Source organism: Pseudomonas sp. DC3200b2 (genome assembly GCF_049895785.1).
In the GTDB taxonomy this organism is placed as follows: Bacteria; Pseudomonadota; Gammaproteobacteria; order Pseudomonadales; family Pseudomonadaceae; genus Aquipseudomonas; species Aquipseudomonas massiliensis.
This window is the reverse complement of record NZ_JAFCTA010000002.1, coordinates 660,791-682,220: the sequence shown is the minus strand read 5'-3', so window position 1 is coordinate 682,220 and position 21,430 is coordinate 660,791. Positions and strand designations below refer to the sequence as shown.

Annotated in this window: 17 protein-coding genes and 1 pseudogene; 9 read left to right on the top strand and 9 right to left on the bottom strand. The window is 63.5% G+C overall.

From position 1 onward, the window contains the following. Window positions 1-38: 38 nt before the first annotated feature. Window positions 39-833 carry a CSS-motif domain-containing protein gene (locus tag ACP691_RS08830; RefSeq protein WP_426199477.1) on the bottom strand — a complete coding sequence of 265 codons (795 nt, stop codon included), beginning with the start codon at window positions 831-833 and terminating at the stop codon, window positions 39-41. A gap of 229 nt (window positions 834-1,062) precedes the next feature. Between ACP691_RS08830 and ACP691_RS08825 the strand changes: the two genes are divergently transcribed. After that, window positions 1,063-3,117, top strand: a complete 2,055-nt coding sequence (locus tag ACP691_RS08825; protein ID WP_426199475.1) for a PAS domain-containing protein — start codon at window positions 1,063-1,065, stop codon at window positions 3,115-3,117. Here ACP691_RS08825 and ACP691_RS08820 read toward each other — a convergent pair. The 6 genes and pseudogenes from ACP691_RS08820 to ACP691_RS08795 form a co-directional block, all read right to left on the bottom strand. Beyond that, on the bottom strand, window positions 3,099-4,172 hold the full coding sequence (locus ACP691_RS08820) for a lysylphosphatidylglycerol synthase domain-containing protein (protein WP_426199473.1): 1,074 nt from the start codon (window positions 4,170-4,172) through the stop codon (window positions 3,099-3,101). The genes ACP691_RS08825 and ACP691_RS08820 overlap by 19 nt on opposite strands. Further along, entirely contained in the window at window positions 4,169-5,404 is a 1,236-nt protein-coding gene (gene clsB, locus ACP691_RS08815) for a cardiolipin synthase ClsB (RefSeq protein ID WP_426199471.1), read from the bottom strand. The genes ACP691_RS08820 and clsB overlap by 4 nt, the downstream gene beginning before the upstream one ends. Next, on the bottom strand, window positions 5,401-6,213 hold the full coding sequence (locus ACP691_RS08810) for an endonuclease/exonuclease/phosphatase family protein (protein ID WP_426199470.1): 813 nt from the start codon (window positions 6,211-6,213) through the stop codon (window positions 5,401-5,403). The genes clsB and ACP691_RS08810 overlap by 4 nt, the downstream gene beginning before the upstream one ends. A 224-nt stretch (window positions 6,214-6,437) precedes the next feature. Then, a pseudogene (locus tag ACP691_RS08805) lies at window positions 6,438-6,737 on the bottom strand (type II toxin-antitoxin system YhaV family toxin); the annotation flags it as partial. Continuing rightward, the gene (locus tag ACP691_RS08800) at window positions 6,674-6,964 is read right to left on the bottom strand and encodes a type II toxin-antitoxin system PrlF family antitoxin (RefSeq protein WP_426199468.1); all 291 of its coding nucleotides are present in this window, start codon (window positions 6,962-6,964) and stop codon (window positions 6,674-6,676) included. The gene ACP691_RS08800 and the pseudogene ACP691_RS08805, both read right to left, overlap by 64 nt. Before the next feature lie 306 nt (window positions 6,965-7,270). Beyond that, window positions 7,271-8,185, bottom strand: coding sequence for a LysR family transcriptional regulator (locus ACP691_RS08795; protein ID WP_040263358.1), 915 nt, complete (start codon window positions 8,183-8,185; stop codon window positions 7,271-7,273). Window positions 8,186-8,387: 202 nt separating this feature from the next. On the opposite strand from ACP691_RS08795, the gene ACP691_RS08790 reads away from it, so the two are divergent. From ACP691_RS08790 to ACP691_RS08760, 7 genes are all read left to right on the top strand, one after another. Further along, window positions 8,388-9,407: a zinc-dependent alcohol dehydrogenase family protein gene (locus ACP691_RS08790; protein WP_426199467.1), complete on the top strand. Its 1,020-nt coding sequence runs from the start codon at window positions 8,388-8,390 to the stop codon at window positions 9,405-9,407. A gap of 185 nt (window positions 9,408-9,592) precedes the next feature. Beyond that, the gene (locus tag ACP691_RS08785) at window positions 9,593-11,032 is read left to right on the top strand and encodes a hypothetical protein (RefSeq protein ID WP_426199466.1); all 1,440 of its coding nucleotides are present in this window, start codon (window positions 9,593-9,595) and stop codon (window positions 11,030-11,032) included. A gap of 15 nt (window positions 11,033-11,047) precedes the next feature. Further along, window positions 11,048-11,668, top strand: a complete 621-nt coding sequence (gene lexA / locus ACP691_RS08780; RefSeq protein WP_426199465.1) for a transcriptional repressor LexA — start codon at window positions 11,048-11,050, stop codon at window positions 11,666-11,668. Next, window positions 11,665-12,294: a translesion DNA synthesis-associated protein ImuA gene (gene imuA, locus ACP691_RS08775; protein ID WP_426199463.1), complete on the top strand. Its 630-nt coding sequence runs from the start codon at window positions 11,665-11,667 to the stop codon at window positions 12,292-12,294. The genes lexA and imuA overlap by 4 nt, the downstream gene beginning before the upstream one ends. A 7-nt stretch (window positions 12,295-12,301) precedes the next feature. Continuing rightward, entirely contained in the window at window positions 12,302-13,717 is a 1,416-nt protein-coding gene (locus ACP691_RS08770; protein ID WP_426199462.1) for a Y-family DNA polymerase, read from the top strand. After that, window positions 13,693-16,791, top strand: a complete 3,099-nt coding sequence (locus ACP691_RS08765; RefSeq protein ID WP_426199664.1) for an error-prone DNA polymerase — start codon at window positions 13,693-13,695, stop codon at window positions 16,789-16,791. Before ACP691_RS08770 ends, ACP691_RS08765 begins: the two co-directional genes overlap by 25 nt. 78 nt (window positions 16,792-16,869) lie before the next feature. Beyond that, the gene (locus ACP691_RS08760; protein WP_426199460.1) at window positions 16,870-17,520 is read left to right on the top strand and encodes an HAD family hydrolase; all 651 of its coding nucleotides are present in this window, start codon (window positions 16,870-16,872) and stop codon (window positions 17,518-17,520) included. Between the two features lie 12 nt (window positions 17,521-17,532). Here ACP691_RS08760 and ACP691_RS08755 read toward each other — a convergent pair whose 3' ends face one another. Both ACP691_RS08755 and ACP691_RS08750 read right to left on the bottom strand, forming a co-directional pair. After that, window positions 17,533-18,882 (bottom strand): cation:proton antiporter, encoded by a 1,350-nt coding sequence (locus ACP691_RS08755; RefSeq protein WP_426199458.1) that lies wholly within the window; start codon window positions 18,880-18,882, stop codon window positions 17,533-17,535. 51 nt (window positions 18,883-18,933) lie between these two features. Then, complete coding sequence (locus ACP691_RS08750; RefSeq protein ID WP_426199457.1) at window positions 18,934-19,794, bottom strand: bifunctional transcriptional activator/DNA repair enzyme AdaA; 861 nt, start codon at window positions 19,792-19,794, stop codon at window positions 18,934-18,936. 187 nt (window positions 19,795-19,981) lie between these two features. On the opposite strand from ACP691_RS08750, the gene ACP691_RS08745 reads away from it, so the two are divergent. Next, on the top strand, window positions 19,982-21,424 hold the full coding sequence (locus tag ACP691_RS08745) for an RAD55 family ATPase (protein WP_426199662.1): 1,443 nt from the start codon (window positions 19,982-19,984) through the stop codon (window positions 21,422-21,424). The last annotated feature ends 6 nt before the right edge of the window (window positions 21,425-21,430 follow it).

Here is a 21,430-nt window from a genome sequence, read left to right as displayed (position 1 = left end):
TGAGGCAGCAGGGTGACAGCTGCCTCCTGGCCTAACGCTCAGAGTTCGCGTCGTGGCCGTGTCAGCAGCCAGTGACACAGCCCGCCGCTCAATATGGACCCCATCATCAGGGTACCGAGCACCGTGGTCAGCTTGCCGGTGAGCAGGTTCACCAGGTCCTCGGCCGATACACTGCTGTGCATGGCATAGTCATAGCGGGCCGACAGGGTCTGCGCCCGGTAGCGGGGGTTCTGGCGAAGCTCCCCTCTCAGCAGTGAGCCGTCATCCCAGAGGTACATGCCATTGACGTTCATGGCTACATCCGTGCTGCCGCTGAGAAGGTCCAGTCGATCCACCAGTACGCGGTTGTCTATCAGCACCTCCACGCCATGGGTGCCATCGTCATGGAGCGAGCGCAGGGTGCCATGGTCCTGGACGCGGTTCTCCGGATGCTGGAGTGTCAGGGTCGAGGCGCGGAGATTACCCGGCACGGAGCGGTTCGGCCCGGCAGGCGCGCCAGTAGTGCCGCTGACGCTGTGGCAATAGGGTTTGCCCTTGTACAGTAGACTGGCGGAGCGTACCCAGGGGTTTTCACTGACGACGGCGCGCAGCCTGGGCAGGACCGTTTCACAGCGCTGCCCCAGTAAAGGCACCAGGGCCTCGGAAGTACCTGTGACTTCGTCCAGTACCCGGTCGATACTGGTGACCGCGGCCTGGCCGATGGTGATGTTCTGTTTACGCAAAGCGTCGTCGACCATCGCCCAGGTCAGTCCGAAGCCTGCAATGAGCGGCACGGCCGCCGCGCCAAGCGACCAGGCCAGCGCCGCGCCTGTAGAACGATGTGGGCCTGTCATGAGCATGTCCATCCTCAGCTGCCGTTGATATGACGCAGCCTAGAGACGGGCCCTTGCCCCGAAGAGGCCTGGTGGGCGATTGTCGCCATGGGAAAGCACGAGATGCTTTGAAGGAATACGCCTGACGTTGGGAGATTTATTGACTTGCGACAGGGAACGGATCCGTTTGATTGCGGTTGCCGGCTGGTTGGTCAAGAATGGCCCTGTCGTTGTGCTCAAGGCCTAGCCGATGCTCCAGTCAAAGATGTTGTCCTTCCCTTATTCGCAAGGTGCGATGAGCGACCGGATTCGTAGCTATCCATGGCAAGACAGCCCCTTGGGGCGTTGGCAGGACTGGCCGGATTGCCTCAAGCACGGGCTGTTCTCCATCCTCGAATCGCGCTTCCCGCAGTGTCTTATCTGGAGCGAGGCCCAACACACGTTCTACAACGATGCCTTCGCCGGTCTTTTGCACCAGGGCGCGCCCGTGGTGGGGCAACCCTTCGAGGCCTTATGGCCACACGCAGGGCCCCGCCTGGCGCCCATGGTCGCTCGCGCTTTCGCCGGGCTGGCCTGCCAGGATGAGGACCATTGCCTGCCGGCCGAGCGCAATGGGCACCGGGAACCCGCCTGGTATACCTTCTCCTTCAGCCCGCAACGGGATGCCCAGGGCCAGGTGGTAGCCGTGCTGGGCACCGTGCTGGAAACCACGGCTCGGGTCCAGGCCGAGCGCGACCTCAAGGCATTGGCCAGCCAGTTCGAGCGGGAGATAGCGGAGCGTACGGCCGACCGTAATCGGCTATGGCAGCTTTCCACCGACATCATGCTGGTAACCCAGGCTGACCTGGTGATAACCGCAGCGAATCCGGCCTGGGAGACGGTATTGGGCCGCACCGAGGCAGAGTTGCTTGGCAGCAGCATCCTCGATTATCTGCATCCCGATGACGTGCCGGTATGCCAGCGGGCCGCGCAGGCATTGGCGCAAGGCCAGACGCTTCGCGACATGGACCGTCGCTTGCGACACAAGCGTGGCGGGTACCGCTGGATCAACTGGGCAGCCGTGCCTGGGGGAGGCTTTTACAATGCGGTAGGCCGCGACGTGACGGTTGAGCGCGAGCGCGCCGCCGCGCTGGAACAGACCGAAGAACTATTGCGCCACAGCCAGAAGATGGAGGCGGTGGGGCAGCTCACTGGCGGATTGGCCCACGACTTCAATAACCTGCTCACCGCTATATCTGGCAGCCTGGAATTGATGAGCAGGCGTCTCGAACAGGGCCGTACGGAGCAACTGGAACGCTACATCGCTTCGGCCCGTGGCGCCGCCGAAAGGGCCGCGGTACTGACCCACCGGCTACTGGCCTTTGCCAGGCGACAGACCCTGGATGCCAGGCCGGTACCGGTGGCGGCATTGATCGAAGGGCTGGAAGCCTTGATACAGCAAACCTTGGGGCCGAGCATCCACTGTATCTGGGAGCTCGGCAATCCGGCCTGGTGCGTGATGGCCGATCCGAACCAGCTGGAAAGCGCCCTGTTGAACCTGTGCATCAATGCCCGGGATGCCATGCCAGGGGGTGGTAGTCTCAGGCTCGGCTGTGCGCTTCACGAGCAACGAGCCGAGGCAACCGGTGGCGAGGCCCTGGCGCCAGGTGCCTATGTAGTGATCCGGGTCACCGATTCGGGCACCGGCATGGGGCCCGAAGTGCTTGCCCGCGTATTCGACCCCTTCTATACCACCAAGCCCATGGGCCAGGGCACAGGGCTCGGGCTTTCGATGGTCTACGGCTTCGCCCGGCAATCCGGCGGGACTGTGCGCATCCAGTCCATACCTGGCCAGGGAACCAGCGTCGATATCTATTTGCCCAGGGTTGCCGCGGCGGGGGTAGCACCCGCCGAGGTTCCAAGCTCGCCCGCGCAACCTGCTCAGGCCTCGGAAACCGTACTTCTGGTTGACGATGAAGCCGAGATCCGTTCGTTGCTCGCTGAAACCCTGCGAGGACTCGGCTACCAGGTGGTGTGCGCGGCGGATGGCGCGGCGGCGTTGGATGAACTTCGGCGCCCCGCGACTATAGACATTCTTGTCACAGACATAGGATTGCCGGGCGGGCTCGACGGTCGTCAAGTGGCGCAGGCCGCACGCAGCCTACGCCCTGGCCTGCCCGTGCTGTTCATCACCGGTTATGCCCAGCAGCCCGAGAGGCCGCAGGGCGGTCGGGATCAAGGGATGGACACGCTGACCAAGCCCTTTTCCCTGGAAGAGCTCGGGCGACGTGTCAGTCAACTGCTGGGTCATCCGGCCGCAGGATAGCGCTTGGTATCGGTGCTTTTCGCTGCGGGCTCGTTGTCGCGTGCCTGTTGGGGTTGGGCCGTGGAAACCTGGTCTTTGCCCTTTGCGGTCTTGCGCTCCAGCACCAGGTAAAGCAGGCAGGCGATGGCCAATGGAAGCAGGAAGTACAACGCCCGATAGGCAATCAGCGCGGCCAGCAAGGCCCCCTTGGAATATTGCCCCTGCAGCAGCGAAATGAAGATGGTTTCCAGTACTCCCAGCCCCGCGGGAATGTGTGTGATCACGCCTGCGATACTGCTGATCAGCAGAATGGCCAACACCGTCAGGTAATCGACCTTTTCTGGGAGCAGCGTGAAGATCAATGCGCCCATCAGCGCCCAGTTGCAGGCGCCGGTCGCTGCCTGCAGCGCGGCCAGGCGGAAGGACGGAAGGGTGATTTCCTGGTTGCGCACGCGCCAGGTCCGACGCTTGGAAAAGCGACAGGCCAGCAGGTAGGCGCAACCGGCCAAGACCATCGCTACGCCGATCAGGCGCAGCCCGGTGGTACCTATCTTCACGCTATCAGGCAGGGCAGGCAGGCCCATGGCGAATACCACGCCGCCTAGCAGCAGATAGCCAAGCCAGTTGGTGATCAGGCCCAGGCTGAGAATCTTGGTGATGGTGGTTACGCTCAGGCCCAGCTTGCCATAGAGGCGGTAGCGCAGGGCGATCCCACCCACCCAGGAACTGAGGTTGAGGTTGAAGGCGTAGCAAACGAAGGCCAAGGGCAAGACCTTGCTGGTAGGCAGGCGATGCCCTGTATAGCGACGCGAGATCAGGTCGTAGGAACTGAACACCAGGTAGCTGAGTAAAGCCAGGCCACCCCCAATCAGCAGTGTACTGAGCTTGTATGAGCGCAACGCATGGGTGACCTCCGCCCAGTCCAGGTTGCGTACGAGCATGAACAGCAGTACGGGCACCAGAATGAAACAACTCCAGGTCATCAGCCGCTTGGCCCATAACCATTTCTTCGAGCGTGGCTTGCGTTGACCGCCTGGGTTGCTGGCCTCGGCGGCTGGATCCACGGGGCGGTTCATAGGCTTTTCCCAGGGTTGAGGGCGTTGCCGGGCTCGGCCGTCTCGTTGACGGTCGTCCAAGGCTTGAGCCGTGGTGAATGGGCAGGTAAGAGGCCGATCCAGGCCGGGAAATGGCGCAGGAAGTGGAAGCTTAGGAAGATCAGCGGTGCTCGCCACCAGTAACCACGCAACACGCGTTGCAGAGTGATGCTTTTGCATTCCTGTTCAGCCAGCTGGCTGAGGTGATCGTAGAGCCGTTCATTGAACGCAGCGTCGTCGATGACCAGGTTCGCTTCCAGGTTCAACGACAGGCTCAAGGGGTCCAGGTTACTGGAGCCTACGGTGGACCAGCGTTGATCGACCAGGGCGACCTTGCCGTGAAGCGGGCGAGTGGTGTATTCACGGATGACCACGCCGTCGCGTAGCAAATAGTTGTAGAGCAGCCGGGAACACAAGCGAACCAGGGGCATGTCCGGCATGCCCTGCAGGATCAGTGTCACCTTTACACCGCGGCGCGCGGCGTTGCGCAAGGCCCGCAGCAGGCGATACCCGGGGAAGAAATAGGCGTTGGCGATCAGGACTCGCTCGCGGGCGCCCTCGATGGCCTTCAGGTAATGGGCCTCGATGTCATTGGTATGCTCGTTGTTGTCGCGGATACTGAGCAGCATCCGCGCCCGGGCGCTGTCGGGTTGCAGCGGTACCCGCTCGGTAAGCCAGGGCTTGGGCTCGCGCTTGACCCGGCTGGTCTGGTCCATCAATGCCAACGAGGCGCGGTGCAAGTCTGCCACGATCGGCCCACGTACCTGGACGGCATAGTCCTGTTTGGCCATGGGGCCGAAATCGCCCAGATGGTCAGCGCAAAAGTTGATCCCGCCAACGAAGCCGATCTCACCGTCCACCACCACGATCTTGCGATGCAGCCGGCGGAACAGGTTGGTACGCATGCCCAGCATCGGCTTGCTCGGGTCGAATGCCAGTACCCGGACTCCCGCCACGGACAGGTCATGCAACGTCTGCGGCGACAGTTCGGCGCTGCCATATCCATCCACCAGCACTTCCACCCGTACCCCGCGGGCGGCGGCTGCGGTGAGTACCTCTTGCAGTTGGCTGCCCACCTTGTCATCGCGCAGGATGAAGGTCTCGATCAGCACTTCTTCGCGGGCCTGGGCGATGGCCTCGAATACGCTGGCGTAGAATTCCTCGCCATTGATCAATAAGGCGATGGCGTTGTTGTCGCGCCAATGTTCGCTCACAAGCGTACCTCCACGGCCAGGGGGACATGGTCGGACAGATGCGACCAGGGTTTGCGCGACAGTGCCAAGGGGGCGTGGGCTGTGGCATTGCGCAGATAGACGCGGTCCAGGCGCAGCAGGGGAAAGCGGGCGGGGAAACTCCGCGCAGGCGCGCTATGGGCCTGGGCGAAGGCTTCGAGCAAACCGCGGCTGGCAAGCACCCTGTCGGCTTGCTGACGCCAGTCATTGAAATCGCCAGCCACGATCACTGGCTCATCGGCCGGCAGGCTGTCCAGCAATTCGCAGAGCAGTTGCAATTGTCGCTGGCGTTGGCTTTCGCGAAGGCCCAGGTGAACACAGATGGTATGCACCTGTTCATGCCCGGGCACCGCCAGCACCGAGTGCAGCAAGCCGCGCTCTTCCTGCCCGGCGACGCTGACGTCATGGTTTTTGTGATGAAGGATAGGAAACTTGGAAAGCAGGGCATTGCCATGCTCGCCATCGGGGTACACGGCGTTACGTCCGTAGGCGAAAACTGGCCAGATGCTATCTGCCAGGAATTCATATTGAGGGACATCGCTCCAGTTGTCATAGCGCTCGCCATGACGCCGGTGCACGCCTAGCACTTCTTGCAGGAATACTACGTCCGCGGACGTCGCGCGCACGGCTTCGCGCAGCTCGGGCAGCACGAAGCGCCGGTTCAATGGGCTGAAGCCCTTGTGGGTATTGACGGTGAGAATGTGCAGGGCATGCACGGGCGGGGCTTGTTCCGGAAGCACATCCGCGGCCGTGACCTGCTCATCCCGAGGCCGGAAATCCTGTGTTGCCATCGGCCAAGCTCTCCAAAGCGGTCGGTTAACGGTCCTGATAGTCGGACTGACCGGGTCTGGGATGGTTCAGCGATCGGCGGGAGCTCACCGGCGGCGCGAAGTGAACCTCCTGGATCAGTGGATCTATCGCTCGAAGCACTGTACGCCGATGACATCGGCCAGTCTGATCAGCCCGTCATGGCTGATGCTCCAATCCTGGGGCTGGCTTCATATGACCTCACCGGCATCTTCTCTAATACGGCATAGGGATCGGATTTGCTGCCTGCGGACCGCAGGGTATTTTCGTCGTTGACCCCTGCATAGACGATGACCTTGGACCTTGAGTCGTAGCGAAAGAACAGCCGAAAGCGTCTGCCAATTTTTGCGCGGCGCCAATGTCTGTAGGCGGTGCCCAACGTATTGCCTTGGCGGAACTCATCACGGCCTGGGTCGGCTGGCACAGCCTCCATGATCAGATGGCTCAATGCCCGAAACAGCTTGACGTTGGCGTTGCTCTCAAAACCTTGCGGATCGTTCTGCTCAGAGTGGAGAGGTTGCGGCCGCCTCGGATATCAGCCTCCAGCAAACCCAGGAACGCACCGATAGCAGGATCTTCGTGGGCGGTTTCCACGCGGCTGACCACGATTACACCCCCGCGTACGTCGAATGCAATCTTGCCACCTGTGTCAATGCCCAGTAGCTGGCGAACGGATTTGGGCAATGTGACCTGCCTCTTCGAGGTCAAAGTGACGATTTCGTGGATGGCAGGCATGAGATTCTTGAATATGCCGGCAAATGGTAAGGAATTATCCTTGCCAGCTCAATTCGGCTCTACGCTGAGCAGGCATAAGCAGGGTGACCCAGAACACCTTGAGCGCGCGGCTGGGCGGTGCCATGGCGTCCGTACCTCTGTTACCAGAAGTTGAAGCCTGCGTTGTGTGTGTTTCAATATTCACCGCAGCGCCTTTGCTGTAACCCAAGCCTTGTCGGCACCAGTAGCAATCCATTGAAAGTGAATGGAGCTCCACGGTCGTTGAAAAGACGGAAGTGATCAGTTGGACAATCTGCTCGACGACGCTTAAAGACTGTCCGGATCGCCAAAGAACATCTGCAGCCGCGAACGCAGCCAACGCTCGCTGGGGTCGTTGTCTTGCGCGCCGCGCCAGGCCATGTGCAGCTCGAAGGTTTCGATGTCCAGGGGAAGTTCCTCGGCGCGCAAGCCGCCGGCCGCGGTCAGGGCATCGGCGGTGTAGTCCGGTACGGTGGCGACAATGTCGGTGCCGGCCAGCAAGGTGCCCAGGCCATTGAACTGGGGCACGGCCAGCACCACATGGCGTTTGCGCCCAAGTTTTTCCAGGGTGGTATCGATAAAGCCGCTCAGGTCGCCGGCATAGGAAACCAAGGCATGGGGCCGGGCACAGAAGTCGTCGAGGCTCATGTTGCCTGGCATGCTGTCGGCGCGCAGCAACCTGGGACGGCTGCGGCGCAATACCTTGCGCTTGGCATTGGCCGGCAACTCGCTGGTATAGCTCACGCCAACCGAAATCTCGCCCGAGGCCAGGAGCGCGGGAATCAGGATGTAGTTGACCCGGCGCACCACCAGTACGATACCGGGAGCTTCGGCGCGCAGGCGCTTGAGCAATGACGGCAGCAAGGCGAACTCCACGTCATCCGAGAGGCCGATCCGGAACACCGCGGTACTGGTGGCAGGATCGAATTCGGCGGCGCGGCTGACCGCCGTGGAAATCGAATCCAGGGCAGGGGACAGGAGGGCGAAGATTTCCGTGGCCCTGGCCGTGGGCTCCATGCTGCGACCGGTACGCACGAACAAGGGGTCGTCGAACAGATTGCGCAGGCGCGACAATGCGGCGCTGATGGCCGGTTGTCCGAGGAAAAGTTTTTCCGCGGCGCGAGTGACACTGCGCTCGTGCATCAGGGTCTCAAAGACAATCAGTAGATTCAGATCGACGCGGCGAAGGTCGTTACGATTCATCTCGATCGCTCGGGCAGGAGGTCGGGCGCAGGCATATTACGGGTATCGAGCCCCAGCCTGCACGGCAATTATTAAATCCTGACCGGCCGCATTGAATTGGCGATCAATAACAGGCATGTTGACTATCAATTTCCCTCGGTGGTGATGCGGTCAATGCCCGGATAACCTACGGGGTAATAGAAGTGATCAGACGAGGTTAGCGATGTCCCGCACAATCCGTTTTCACAGGTTCGGCCCGGCCGAGGTGCTCAAGTGCGAAACGCACGAGACGAGGCAGCCAGGGCCCGGTGAGGTGCAGGTGCGCGTCGCGGCCATCGGCATTTCCTGGTTCGATGTGCTCTGGCGGCAGAACCTGGCCCCCTCCCAGGCACGCTTGCCGGCGGGCATCGGCCAGGAAATGGCCGGTATCGTCACCGCGGTGGGCACCGGGGTCGAGGCGTTCAAGGCGGGCGACCGCGTCGCCAGCTTTCCTGCGGCCAGCGCCAATGACTACCCGGCGTGCGCCGAGGAAGTCATCATGCCGGCGGCGGCCCTGACCCGTTATCCGGATATTCTCACTCCAGCCCAGGCGGCAGTGCATTACACGCCGTTGCTGATGGCCTGGTTCGCCTACGTTAACCTGGCCCGCGTGCAGCCTGGCCAGAGCGCGTTGATCACCGACGCCAGCCATTGCGCCGGCCCCGCCTTCGTGCAGATGGGCAAGGCGTTGGGCGTGAGGGTCATCGCTGCCACCCGTGACGAGGCGCAACGCGCGGCCGTCACTGAGCTGGGCGCGGACAAGGTCATAGTGACCGAAGAGCAGGACCTGGTGCTGCAGGTGAACAAATACACCGATGGCAAGGGCGTGAACATGGTCTTCGATGGGCTTGGCGGCCCTCAGATGTCGGTGCTCGGCGATGTGCTCGCTCCCCGGGGCGCGCTGGTGCTCTATGGGCTGCAAGGCGGCAACCAGACGCCATTCCCGGCCTGCGCGGCCTTCCAGAAGAACATCCAGTTCCATGTGCATTGCCTGGGCAACTTCACTGGCAAGCCGGAACTGGGCATTCATCCGGACGAACAGGCGGTGCGCGTGGCCCTGACCAACATCAATCAGCTGACCGCCGATCGGGTGCTATCACCACAGGCCATCAAGGTCTTCCCCTTCGAGCAATTCGTGGAAGCGCATCGCTACATGGATGACTGTCCCTGCAGCGGCCGGGCCGTTCTGGAGCTCAACGCCTAGGGCGCGGGGTCATGCTTGGGTGCAAGCCTTGGTCTTCCGGGGCTTGCGCCGGTTTCGGGTATTTTCCTACTTCTCAATCAGAATCCTCTGTCAGCGTTTCGCCTGCCGCCAAGGGTGCCCTGCCATCTTGCCATGAGTATTCTTCGCGCCGACCCTGGTCCGCGCCAGGATGCGAGGAAGAAATCATGAGCGAAATGCACGAGCAAGCCCTGAACAGCATCTACCGACAGGTATTGCAGCGTCTGCTGAGCCTTCATACCCCTGGTGAGCGACACGCCCTGATGAACCTGGCCGAGCGCCTGGGCCGTCAGTACCAGGCCTCGCCCCAATGGCGGCCGGCGCTAGTGTGTGGCGCCGATCGCGACAGCTTGCTGGCCATGGCCTTGCTCAGGGTCAGCCAGTTGCTGGTGGCCGGCAGCCTGGGCGAGACCTTTTCCTTGCGCGTGATCATTCCAGGCGCATCCGGCATCGCCCAGGCGGACCACGAAAACGTCAGGCGCGCCCTTGGCGCCCTGTTCATGACCGAAGACCCTCGGGTCGAGCTGCTACTGGGCACGCCTGGAGAGCTGCAGCCGTACGATACGATCAGGCCCGCCCCAGCAATAACGCCAGATACCAACGAAGGGTTACTGGCGGGCCTCTGGGAGGCGCGGGCAGAACACGACAAGGGGCTGGCGCCGGGCTGCCTGCGGGCCCTGGCCCAGCTGGCGTTGCGCGCACTTGAGCGTCCCGGACATGACCAGTTGGTCGGCGCGCTGGCGCCATCTGTGGCCTGGCGAGCGCTGGCACGGGCACGCCGGCAAGTCAGAGCGGGGCGAGGGCGGGCCGCGGTCGCGGTGCCACCGGGCCTCGGCTGGCTGCCGTACCTGGCGGGCAATGGCGAAGGGCCAAGCGTGGCGCGGGGTCAACCCTTGTTGCCCTTTATGGATCTTCATCCGATCTTGCCAACCAGTACCAAGCGGCGTTGGCAGTTGGCCATGCAGGGATTGGGCATGCATGTGGATCCGCTTGGCGCGGCCACTGGCTTGCCCGGCTGCGCGGACCCCTTGCTCGAAGCGCATCTGGCAGGCCTGGCGGCCCATCATCGTGGCCAGGATTACCAGAGCGGATTGGCCGCGCACCTTCGTCCGCGCCTGGAACGCCTGCGCCTGGAGGGGGTGCCCGTGCGTACACTTGGATTTCTCAGGGCGCACTACCTTGGCGAGGCTGGCAGCACCCTGCAGGCGCAGCGCCTGGGCCAGCATGCGGTCGAGAAGTTGGGATTGACCGAGACTCAGCTGAGCTGCCTGTTGCACGACCCTTTCCGTGACCGTGGCGCGCGCTTGCAGAGCTTCCTCGCGCACTGTCATCCCACCGAGATGCATCGGGCGCCGCAATTGCGCCGCGCCCTGGAAGGGCAGCCCGGCAACGTGGAACAGGTACATTGGCTACAGCAGGTCAGCGGGCTGCCCATACCGCTGTTGCGACAGCTCTACGTCCGCCGTTCGGTGGGGCAGCGCTCATTGCTTCCCCGGCTTCCCTGTCTATGCCAGGGGCGACGCGCTAGCGCGCCAGCAGCCATCATCCTGGGCCAGGCGCGGCCCTCGCAATTGCATCGATCGAGCGAAAGGGCTGGTCAAAGATAATCAGCTGGAGTACAAATGTACTCCATGGAGACTTTACCCCTTACCCCTAGACGCCGTGCCATCCTCTCGTTCATCCGTGAGCGGATCTCCCTGCACGGCCAGCCGCCGAGCCTGGCTCAGATCAGCGAGGCCTTTGGCTTTGCGTCTCGTAGCGTGGCCCGCAAGCATATCCAAGCGCTGGCCGAGGCCGGATATATCGAGGTGCAGCCCCATCAGGCCCGGGGCATCCGCTTGCTTGACCAGGCCGGCAAGGCCGGGTTGGTACAGGTGCCCCTGATGGGGCGCGTGGCTGCAGGTGCCCCGATTCACCCGGACGTTGGGGTTCATGACCATCTTGTGCTGGACGTGAGGCTGTTCTCGCGGGTGCCGGACTACTTGCTCGAGGTGCAGGGGGATTCGATGCTCGAGGATGGCATTCTTGATGGTGACCTCGTGGGCGTGCAGCGCTTGCCGGAGGCACGCAATGGGCAGATCGTGGTCGCGCGACTGGATGGCGAGGTAACCATCAAGCGTTTCGAGCAGGGCGCCGGTGGGGTACGGCTGCTACCACGCAACCCTGCCTATGCACCCATTGAGGTGGGCAAGGACCGGGACCTGGCCATCGAGGGTATCTTCTGCGGGCTGGTGCGGCGATGAGCGCGGCGGTGGTCAGCCTCGAAGGTTTGCTTGACTCGCGCCGGGTGTGGAAGGGGCGGGCTATCGCCGATGATCTGCCCGCGCAGGTTACCCAACCCACAGGCCATCGAGGCCTGGACCAGGCCTTGCCCCTCGGCGGCTGGCCCCCCGCGGCCCTGAGTGAAATCCTGCTGCCCGCCGACGGAAGTGGTGAATTGCATTTGCTTTGGCCAACCCTGGCCCGGCTGACCCAGGGGCAGCAGCATGTGGTGCTGGTTGGCCCGCCCTTCATTCCCTACCCACCGGCCTGGCAGGCCGCCGGGGTGGACCTGCAGTGGCTGACCTGGGTCCGTGCCGAGGGCAAGGACGCGCTCTGGGCGGCTGAACAATGCCTGCGTTCGGGCAGCTGCGCGGCCGTGGTCTGCTGGCCCGGCACTGTGGACGACCGCGTCCTGCGTCGGTTGCAAGTAGCTGCCGAAGCCGGTCAGGCGCTTGGTTTCGCCTTGCGTGGCAGCCAGGCGGCGAGTAATCCGTCACCCGCGGCCCTGCGCATCGCGCTGTCGGTTGAACCGGCAGGCTGGAACATCCTTAAATGCCGTGGCGGCCTCCCTCCAGCCCGCCCGGTGACGTGGTCGGCCAACCCTTGAGGTCGCCATGCTCTGGGCCTGCATCCTTTTTCCCCAATTGGCGCTGGACGTGGCCATGCGCCAGCAACCCGATCCCGCTCAACCGCTTGTGCTGGTCGGCGGCCCGGCCCAGCGGCGACGATTGCGTGCCGTCAACGGGCCGGCCCGCGCCCTGGGGTTGCGTCCCGGCCAGGGCCTCGGCACCGCGCACGCCCTGACCCAAGGGTTCATAGCGAGGGAATACGACCCGGCCCAGGTGGAGCAGGCCGAGCAACTGCTGGCAGCCTGGGCCTATGGGTTCAGTGCCCAGGTGAGTCGTCACTACCCTAGAGCCCTCCTGCTCGAAGTGGCTTCGGTGATGAGCCTGTTCGGCCCCTGGCCTGCGTTCGAGGCGCGCCTGCGCAACGAACTCCAGGCCATGGGGTTCACCCATCGCATCGTCCTGGCGCCCAACGCGGTAGCGGCACGAATGCTGGCCAACGTTCACGATGCCCTTGCCGTCACCTGCGCGAACGAGCTCCAGGAAGTGCTGGCGCGGATGCCTGTGGACCGTATCGGGCTCACTCGCGAGCAGGTGGTTTCGCTGCATCGCATGGGGCTGCGACAGGTCGGTCAACTGTTGCGGCTGGAGCGGGCCGCCCTCGGCAGGCGTTTCGCCCCGGACCTGCTGCGTCAGCTCGATTGTCTGCTGGGTCGGGCTCGGCTACCCCTTATGTTTTTCTCGCCGCCGGAGCGCTTCGACAGCCGCATCGAACTCAACTTCGACGTTGAATCGGCCCAGGCCTTGCTCTTTCCGCTGCGCCGCCTGATCAGCGACCTCAGCCTTTACCTGGTAGGCCGGGACGGGGGCGTTCAGCGCTTCGTGCTCCATATGGAGCATGCCGAAGGAGAAGATACCCAGGTGCCGGTTGGCCTGCTGACGCCGGAGCGGGATCCGAGCCTGCTGTTCGAGCTGGCCCGGGGGCGCCTGGAGCCGGTACTGGTAACACGCCCGGTACGCAATCTGCGTTTGCTGGCCGAGGACTTGCCCGCCTATATGCCCACGGTCCAAGGCCTGTTCGAGGCCCGGGCCGCGGCCGGGCAGGGCTGGGAACAGTTACGCGAACGCCTGCGGGCTCGTCTGGGTGATGAAGCGGTCATGTGCCTGCGTGCCCAGGCCGACCACCGCCCAGAGTGTGCCTGGGGGCTGCACGAACAGCCTGGCCCGGGCTCGATGACCGAGCGCGTGCCGCTACGTCCCGGCTGGCTGCTGGCCGAGCCCGAGTCACTGGAGCCCGGCAGCTGGAAATGCCTGGCCGGTCCGGAACGCATAGAAAGTGGATGGTGGGATGGCGCGGATGTACGCCGGGATTACTTCCGTCTTCGCTCCCCCACTGGGCGCCAGGCCTGGGTCTACCGTAGCGTTGGCGATGACGCGCTCTGGTTGCAAGGGTGGTTCGGATGAACGCCTACGCCGAGCTGCATTGCCTCTCCAGCTTCAGCTTCCAGCGCGGCGCGTCCTCGGCCGCGGAGCTGTTCGCCCGCGCCAGCCGGCACGGCTACAGCGCCCTGGCCATCACGGACGAGTGCACCCTGGCGGGCATTGTCAGGGCCTGGCAGGCGTCGAAGGAGCATGGCTTGCCCTTGCTGGTCGGCACCGAGATTCAGATCCAGGCGGGCCCGCGGGTCGTGCTCCTGGCCGAGAACCTGGCGGGCTATCAGGCCATGTGCCATTTGATCACCCTGGCGCGGCGCCGCGCGCCCAAGGGCTGTTACCAGTCGCTGGCGGAGGATTTCCAGGCCGCGACCTCGAGCGGCCTGCTGGCGCTTTGGCTGCCTGACCCTCAGGCCACGCTGGCGCAGGGTCAGTGGCTGGCTTCGCGGTTCGCTGGCCGTTTCTGGGTGGCAGTGGAGTTGCACCGAGGGGAGAACGATGCCCGTCGCCTGGCTCAGCTGCAAGCGGTGGCGCAACGCTTGGGCGTGTCCTGTGTAGCCACGGGCGATGTGCATATGCATGCCCGGGGCCGCCGCGCCCTCCAGGACACCCTCACAGCGATTCGCAATCATTGCCGCGTGGCTGAAGCGGGCAGGTGGCTGTTCCCCAATGGCGAGCGGCACCTGCGTAGCCTCTCTCAACTGGCCGAACTCTACCCACCGGCCCTGCTGGCCGAGACCCTGCAGATAGCCCGGCGCTGCAAGTTCGACCTTGGTCAGCTGCGCTATCACTACCCTCGCGAACTGGTGCCCCAGGGGCATACAGCTGGCGCCTGGCTACGCGAGCTGACCCGCAGGGGCGCCGCACAACGCTGGCCGAGTGGGGTGCCCGTTCAGGTCGAGGCCATGATCGAGCGCGAGCTGGCCATCATTCTCGAGCTGGGCTACGAATCCTACTTCCTCACGGTACACGACATCGTCGATTTCGCCCGGCGCCGGCACATTCTCTGTCAAGGGCGGGGGTCGGCGGCCAACTCCGCCGTTTGCTTCGCCTTGGGTATCACCGCCATCGACCCGGCTCGCACCAGCATGTTGTTCGAGCGCTTCATCTCCAAGGAGCGCAACGAGCCTCCCGACATCGATGTGGATTTCGAGCATGAGCGACGGGAAGAAGTCATCCAGTATGTGTTCGAGCGTTACGGTCGTCATCGTGCTGCCCTGACGGCCATCGCGAGCACCTACCGGGCCGCGGGCGCCATTCGCGACGTGGCCAAGGCCCTGGGCCTGGCGCCCGACCAGGTCGGCGCCCTGGCAGAATGTGTCGGTCGCCATAGTGACCAGTTGCCGGATGCGCAGCGGCTGCGGGAGGCCGGCTTCGACCCGCAAAGCCCTCTGCTGCATCGTGTATTGACCTTGACCGGTGAGCTCATCGGCTTCCCCCGGCACCTGTCGCAACACCCTGGCGGCTTCGTCATTTCCGAACACCCCTTGCAGACACTGGTGCCGGTGGAAAATGCCGCCATGGACGACCGTACCGTGATCCAGTGGGACAAGGACGACCTGGACATGGTCGGCCTGCTCAAGGTGGATCTCCTGGCCCTTGGCATGCTCAGCGCGCTGCGCAGGTGCTTCGATCTGGTCGAGCGCTATCGAGGGCGGCGCCTGGACCTGGCCAGCGTGCCGGCCGACTGCGCGGCCACCTACGAAATGATCGGCAGGGCCGACACCGTGGGCGTGTTCCAGATCGAATCTCGAGCACAGATGGCCATGCTGCCCCGCCTCAGGCCACGCAACTTCTATGACCTGGTGATCGAGGTAGCCATCGTTCGCCCTGGGCCGATCCAGGGTGACATGGTCCACCCCTACCTGAGGCGGCGCAACAACGAAGAGGAAGTCAGCTATCCCTCGCCGGAACTCGAGGCGGTGTTCAAGCGCACCCTGGGCGTGCCCTTGTTCCAGGAGCAGGTCATGCAACTGGCCATGGTGGCGGCCGACTATACCCCCGGCGAAGCCGACCAGCTGCGCCGCTCCATGGCGGCGTGGAAACGGCACGGCGGGCTGGACCCGCACCAGCGTCGGTTGCGCGAGGGCATGCTCAGGAACGGCTACAGCGAGGCTTTCGCCCAGCGCATCTTCGAGCAGATCAAGGGCTTCGGCAGTTACGGCTTCCCCGAATCCCACGCGGCAAGCTTCGCCTTGCTGACCTATGCCAGCAGTTGGCTGAAGTGTCATGAACCCGCGGCTTTCGCCTGCGCTTTGGTCAACAGCTGGCCCATGGGCTTTTACAGCCCGGACCAGGTGCTACAGGATGCCCGCCGTCATGGTATCGAGGTACGGCCTGTGGACGTGCGACATAGCGATTGGGATTGCTCCCTGGAGCCCAGTGGCAAGGCTCAGCCTGCCATCCGCATGGGCCTGCGCATGGTGCGCGGGCTACATCAGGACGTGGCGCTTCGCATTGGCGCGTCAAGGCAGGCGGGGCCTTTTCTCAGTGTGCTGGATCTGGTCCAGCGCGCGCGCCTGGATGCTCGCGCTCGTGAATGCCTGGCCGACGCCGGCGCCTTGCAAGCCCTGGCCGGGCATCGTCACCGCGCCCGTTGGGAGGTGGCCAGCGTGGAGCGCCAGCTACCGTTGTTCGAGGGCCTCGAAGCGCCAGCCGAAGCCGAGGTTGATCTACCTGTTCCCACGGTGGGTGAAGACCTGCTCGCCGATTACGCCACCTTGGGCACCACCCTGGGCAGCCATCCTTTGGCATTGCTGCGTCGCGCCCTGGCTAAGTGGCGTTGCCGCAGTTCCCGAGAGCTTGCCGCCATCGCTCATGGCCGCGCCATCAGTGTAACGGGGCTAGTGACCAGCCGGCAGCGCCCCTCGACGGCCAGCGGGGTCACCTTCGTTACCCTTGAAGACGAGTTCGGCATGGTCAATGTGATCGTCTGGCGTGACCTGGCCGAACGCCAGCGCAAGGCCCTGGTCGGCGCGCGCCTGCTGCAGGTACAAGGGCGTCTGGAGCGGCAAGGGGAGGTGTGCCATCTGGTGGCACGCCACCTGGTCGACATGACCGCCCTGCTCAGTGGGCTAGACGTGCGCAGCCGCGATTTCCACTAGGCCTAGGCTGTACGACCCTGGGCACCTCAAGGCAAACTCGCTGTCAGAGCAAGCCAGCCCATTGGAGAGGCCCCTCACTTGAATATCCAAGGCATCATTTTCGATTCGGACGGCACCCTGGTCGATAGCGAGCGGCTCGCGGCCACTGTGCTTCAAAGGCTGCTCCGTGAGTGTGATATCGATCTGCCTCACAGCGAGGTGTTGGCCCGCTTTCGCGGCGTGCAGTTCGCGGTGTTCACCGCTCGCCTGGCGGCTCGATACCCCTGGCTGGATCCTGAACCCTTCATGCATGAGTTCAGGGTCAAGAGCCTGGAACTGTTCGCCCAAGGCATGCAACCCATGCCGGGCGTCGAGGCCTTCCTGGCCCGATCCCCGCTGCCGCGCTGCGTGGCGTCCAACGGGCCGCGCAACAAGATAGAAACCTGCCTGAGCGCAGCAGGCCTGATCGGGTATTTCCAGGAACGTATCGTCAGCGCTTATGAAGTAGGTGCCTGGAAGCCGGACCCTGGGTTGATCCTGGCCGCGGCGCAGACCCTGGGCCTGCCGGTGGAAGACTGCCTGCTGGTCGACGACAGCCATGCGGGCGTTGAGGCAGGCCTGGCGGCTGGCGCTTGGGTAGCAGGCTATGGTGATGAGGATTTCAGCCCCTATCTGGATCTGCCGCGTTTTCGCCTTGCCCCGGGCTACGATGATTTGGAGGCGCTACTGACTACCAGGAACCAAGGGTAAAAGACTCCACAGTCAGTCGGCTGACCTGCTGCTGCGTCGCTCATAGTGCTCCAGCAATGGCTGGGTGCTGACGCCGTGCAGCAGGATGCTCAAGGCGACGACCGTCAGGGTGATGCTGATGCAGGTCTGGGCCATTTCTTTGGGCAGGCCGTGTTCCAGAACGAAGCACAGGTAATACAGTGAGCCAATCCCGCGGATGCCGAACCAGCCCAGCAATACGCGCTGATGTCGACTGAGCAGCGCCCGGCCACCGCCGAAGGCCCATACCGCCAGGGGGCGGATGATACAGAATAGCGCCAGCCCAAGACTGACGCCGCGCCAGTCCCAGTTCCCCCAGAGCAGCGCCCCGAGCAGGGTGATGAGCAATACCTCCATGGCCCGTTCAACCAGGCTGCCAAAGGCCATCATGTCTCCCATCATCACCCCTGCCGCCAATTGAGGCGGTTCCAGTTCATCCAATGAGGCAGCGATCGCGCGCTCCGGTGGCAGATGGTGGTGACCGATCACCGGTTGGGTCAGGTGCTCTGATGGCACCTCTGACCCGGTTGAGCGCACTTCGGCCTGGCGCAATCCCAGGCCTGCGGCGAACACCGCCAGGAAACCGAAGGCGCCCATCGCATCGGCCAAGGCATAGGCGAGGGCAATCAGGGCTAAAGCCAGGAAATCATTGGGCGAAAGCGTGCTGTCCTGGTGACGGACGCGCAGAAAGATCATCACCTGGCCCACCAGCCGGCCCAGGCCGTAGCCAATCAGCAGCCCCGCGCTCACCGCCCAAAGCACATCCTTGATCGCCCAGTGAGTAACCCAGGCGCTGTCCAGGCTACCGTGCTCGATCAGCAGCAGTCCGAACAGCACGAAGGGAAATGCAGTGCCATCGTTGAGCCCGGCCTCGCCGGACAAGCCGAAGCGGACCCGGTCGAAGTCCTGGGCGCTATTGACTTGCACCATGTTGGCCAGAACTGGATCCGTGGGCGCAAGCATGGCTCCCAGCAACATAGCCAGGCCCCAGTCAAGTCCGAGAGCATAGTGGGCCAGGGCAGCCATTCCCAGAATCGACACCACCATCACTGGCCCGGCCAGCAGGTACGCGCAACGCCAGGCGCTACGGCCAAAGGAAAGTCGCAGCTTGATACCCGTGCCGAAGAGCGAGAACAGCACGGCGACCTCAGTCAACCGCTCCAGCCAATGGCTGGAGTGGCGAATGTCCAGATCGACGAAGGCCAGGCCAGCCGGACCGATTCCCAAGCCAAGCAACAGGCAGACGGCGGAGGTGGTGACGGGCAGCCAGCGCAGGTAGGCTGAAGCCAGCGCCAGCAACAGCAGGATTGCACCCAGTATCGCGACAGCAGTGATAAAACTCATGGTTGCTCTTTTGGAAACGGCATGAGTTTTTTGTGACTACGCTCGCCCCGTTTAGTTGGGACGGATGTCCAGTTCCAAGGCCAGCAAGGTTTTCTTGCGCTCCACGCCCCAGCGGTAACCGGACAGCCCGCCATCGCTGCGCACCACTCGGTGACACGGAATCGCGACCGCCAGGTTGTTCGCCGCGCAGGCCCGGGCCACGGCCCGGACCGCGGTAGGTGCGCCAATACGCCGCGCCAGCTCGGCATAGCTCACGGTCTGCCCAGGGGCTATGTCACGCAGCGCTCGCCATACACGCTCCTGGAAGACCGTGCCCTGCAGGTCCAAAGGCAAGTCCAGGCCCAGGCCTGGCGCCTGGACAAAGCCTACGACCCGGGCTACCAGGGCCTCGAACTCCGTATCCGCGCCAATGAGGTGGGCTTGGGGGAAGCGGTCCTGGAACTGCTTGAGCAATTGTTCCGGGTCATCGCCCAATAAAATGGCGCAGATGCCTTTTGGCCCCCTCGCTACCAGGATCGCGCCGAGGTTGCATTGACCGACCGCAAAATGAATTTCAGCACCCGCGCCACCGAGGCGCCGGGTGGTGGGCGTCATCCCAAGGCGCGCCGGAGCCGTCTCATAGAAGCGTCCATTGGAACCGAACCCGGCCTCGTACAAGGCATCGGTAATGGTTCCTTGGCCTTCAAGCCCGGCTTCCGCCCGCTTGGCCCGGGCGGCGAGCGCGTAGGCCTTGGGGCTCAGCCCGGTGATGGCCTTGAATACCCGCTGGAAATGCCAGGGGCTCAGCCTGGCCCGGTCCGCCAGTGATCGCAGGCTGGGCGTCCGTGGCTGGGTTTCGATATAGCGACAGGCCTCGGTCACCACTTCCAGGTGAGTGGGCCGAGCTGTCGGGCAAGCTACGGGGAGGGTCATGTCTATGGCTCTGTGCTGGCAGTGACTGTGTTCAAGCATGCCTGGCTCTGGCCGCGGTGACACTCCGTTTCTTGCGCATGCGTATCCCTCGTGTGTTCCCGCGCGTCAAGGTATAGAATCGCCGCATCTTACACCGCCCAGGGGCTGCCCCTCGGCCGAATCGCGTACTGACAGACAGGCAGGTTTGATCTTGGAACAGCTAAAACGTCTCCCAACCGGAATAGCGGGCCTGGACCAACTGCTCAAGGGAGGCCTGGTCGCCGGGGCTTCCTATATCGTCCAAGGTCGACCAGGCTCGGGCAAAACCATACTGGCCAATCATCTTAGCTTCAACCATGCGCGCAACGGCGGGAAAGTCCTGGTGGTGAGCCTGCTTTCCGAGTCCCATGAGCGGTTGTTCCAGTACCTCTCCACCCTTGAATTCTTCAATCCCAACCGAATCGGCGACCAGATCCAGTTCGTCAGTGCCTTCGATACCCTGGAAAACGAAGGGCTGGAAGAGGTCGTCAAACTGCTGCGCCGGGAAATCTCCAGGCAGAAGGCAACGGTGCTGGTGGTCGACGGTTTGCTCAATGCCCGCACCAAGGCGGACTCACAGCTCGATACCAAGAAATTCATCGGCGAGCTGCAGGGGCATGCGGCCTTCGCTGGCTGCACGGTGCTGTTCCTCACCAGCGCCCGGCTCGATGATGGCAGTCCGGAGCACACCATGGTGGACGGCGTCATCGAAATGGGTGAGGAGTTGATTGGCACGCGTTCGGTACGCCGTATCCAGTTGCGAAAGACCCGGGGCAGCGGTGCCTTGTCCGGGGTGCATGAATGCGTGATCACCGATCATGGGCTGGTGGTCTATCCGCGTCTGGAAAGCCTTTATAGCCATCCCACCCGCCCGGACCCGCAGGATCGCCAAATGATCGGCAGCGGTTCGCCCAGCCTGGACGCCCTGATCGGTGGTGGCCTGGTGCGTACGTCCGCGACCATCATCATGGGGCCCCCCGGCTCCGGCAAGACTTCCCTGGGCATCCAGTTCCTCGCCGAGGCTACGCCAGATGCCCCCGGGCTCCTGTTCGGCTTCTACGAAAGCCCGCCACTGTTGCTTCTGAAGGCAGCTGCCCTGGAGTTCGACTTCGAATCCATGGAGCGTAACGGCGCGCTGCACATCGCTTGGCAGCCCACCACCCAGGGGCTGCTCGACGGCCACGGGGCGCGCCTGCTCGAAATGGTGGACACCCACGGGGTCAAGCGCGTTTTGATCGACAGCCTCGGCGGAATGTCTCGGGTATGCACGAACCCGGCGCGCCTGGGTGACTTTTTCAGCGCCCTGATCGGGGAGCTGCGCGGGCGCGGCGTGACGGTGCTCTGCACCTGTGAAATGCAGGGCATGCTAGGCCCGGCGCTGGGTTTGCCGACACCGGACCTGGCCAGTGTGGTGGACAATATCTTCCTGCTGCGGCTGGTTGAAAACCCGTCTGAACTTACGCGAACGATGACCATTCTTAAAGTCAGGGACAGCGTTTACGATCCAGCGCCGCTCGAAGCGGTCATTGGCTCCCGTGGGTTGCATTTCATAAAAACTTCGAGATCAAGCGAGCCGGTGTTGACGAACACTGTTTCGTCAACACGCAATTGATGGGTG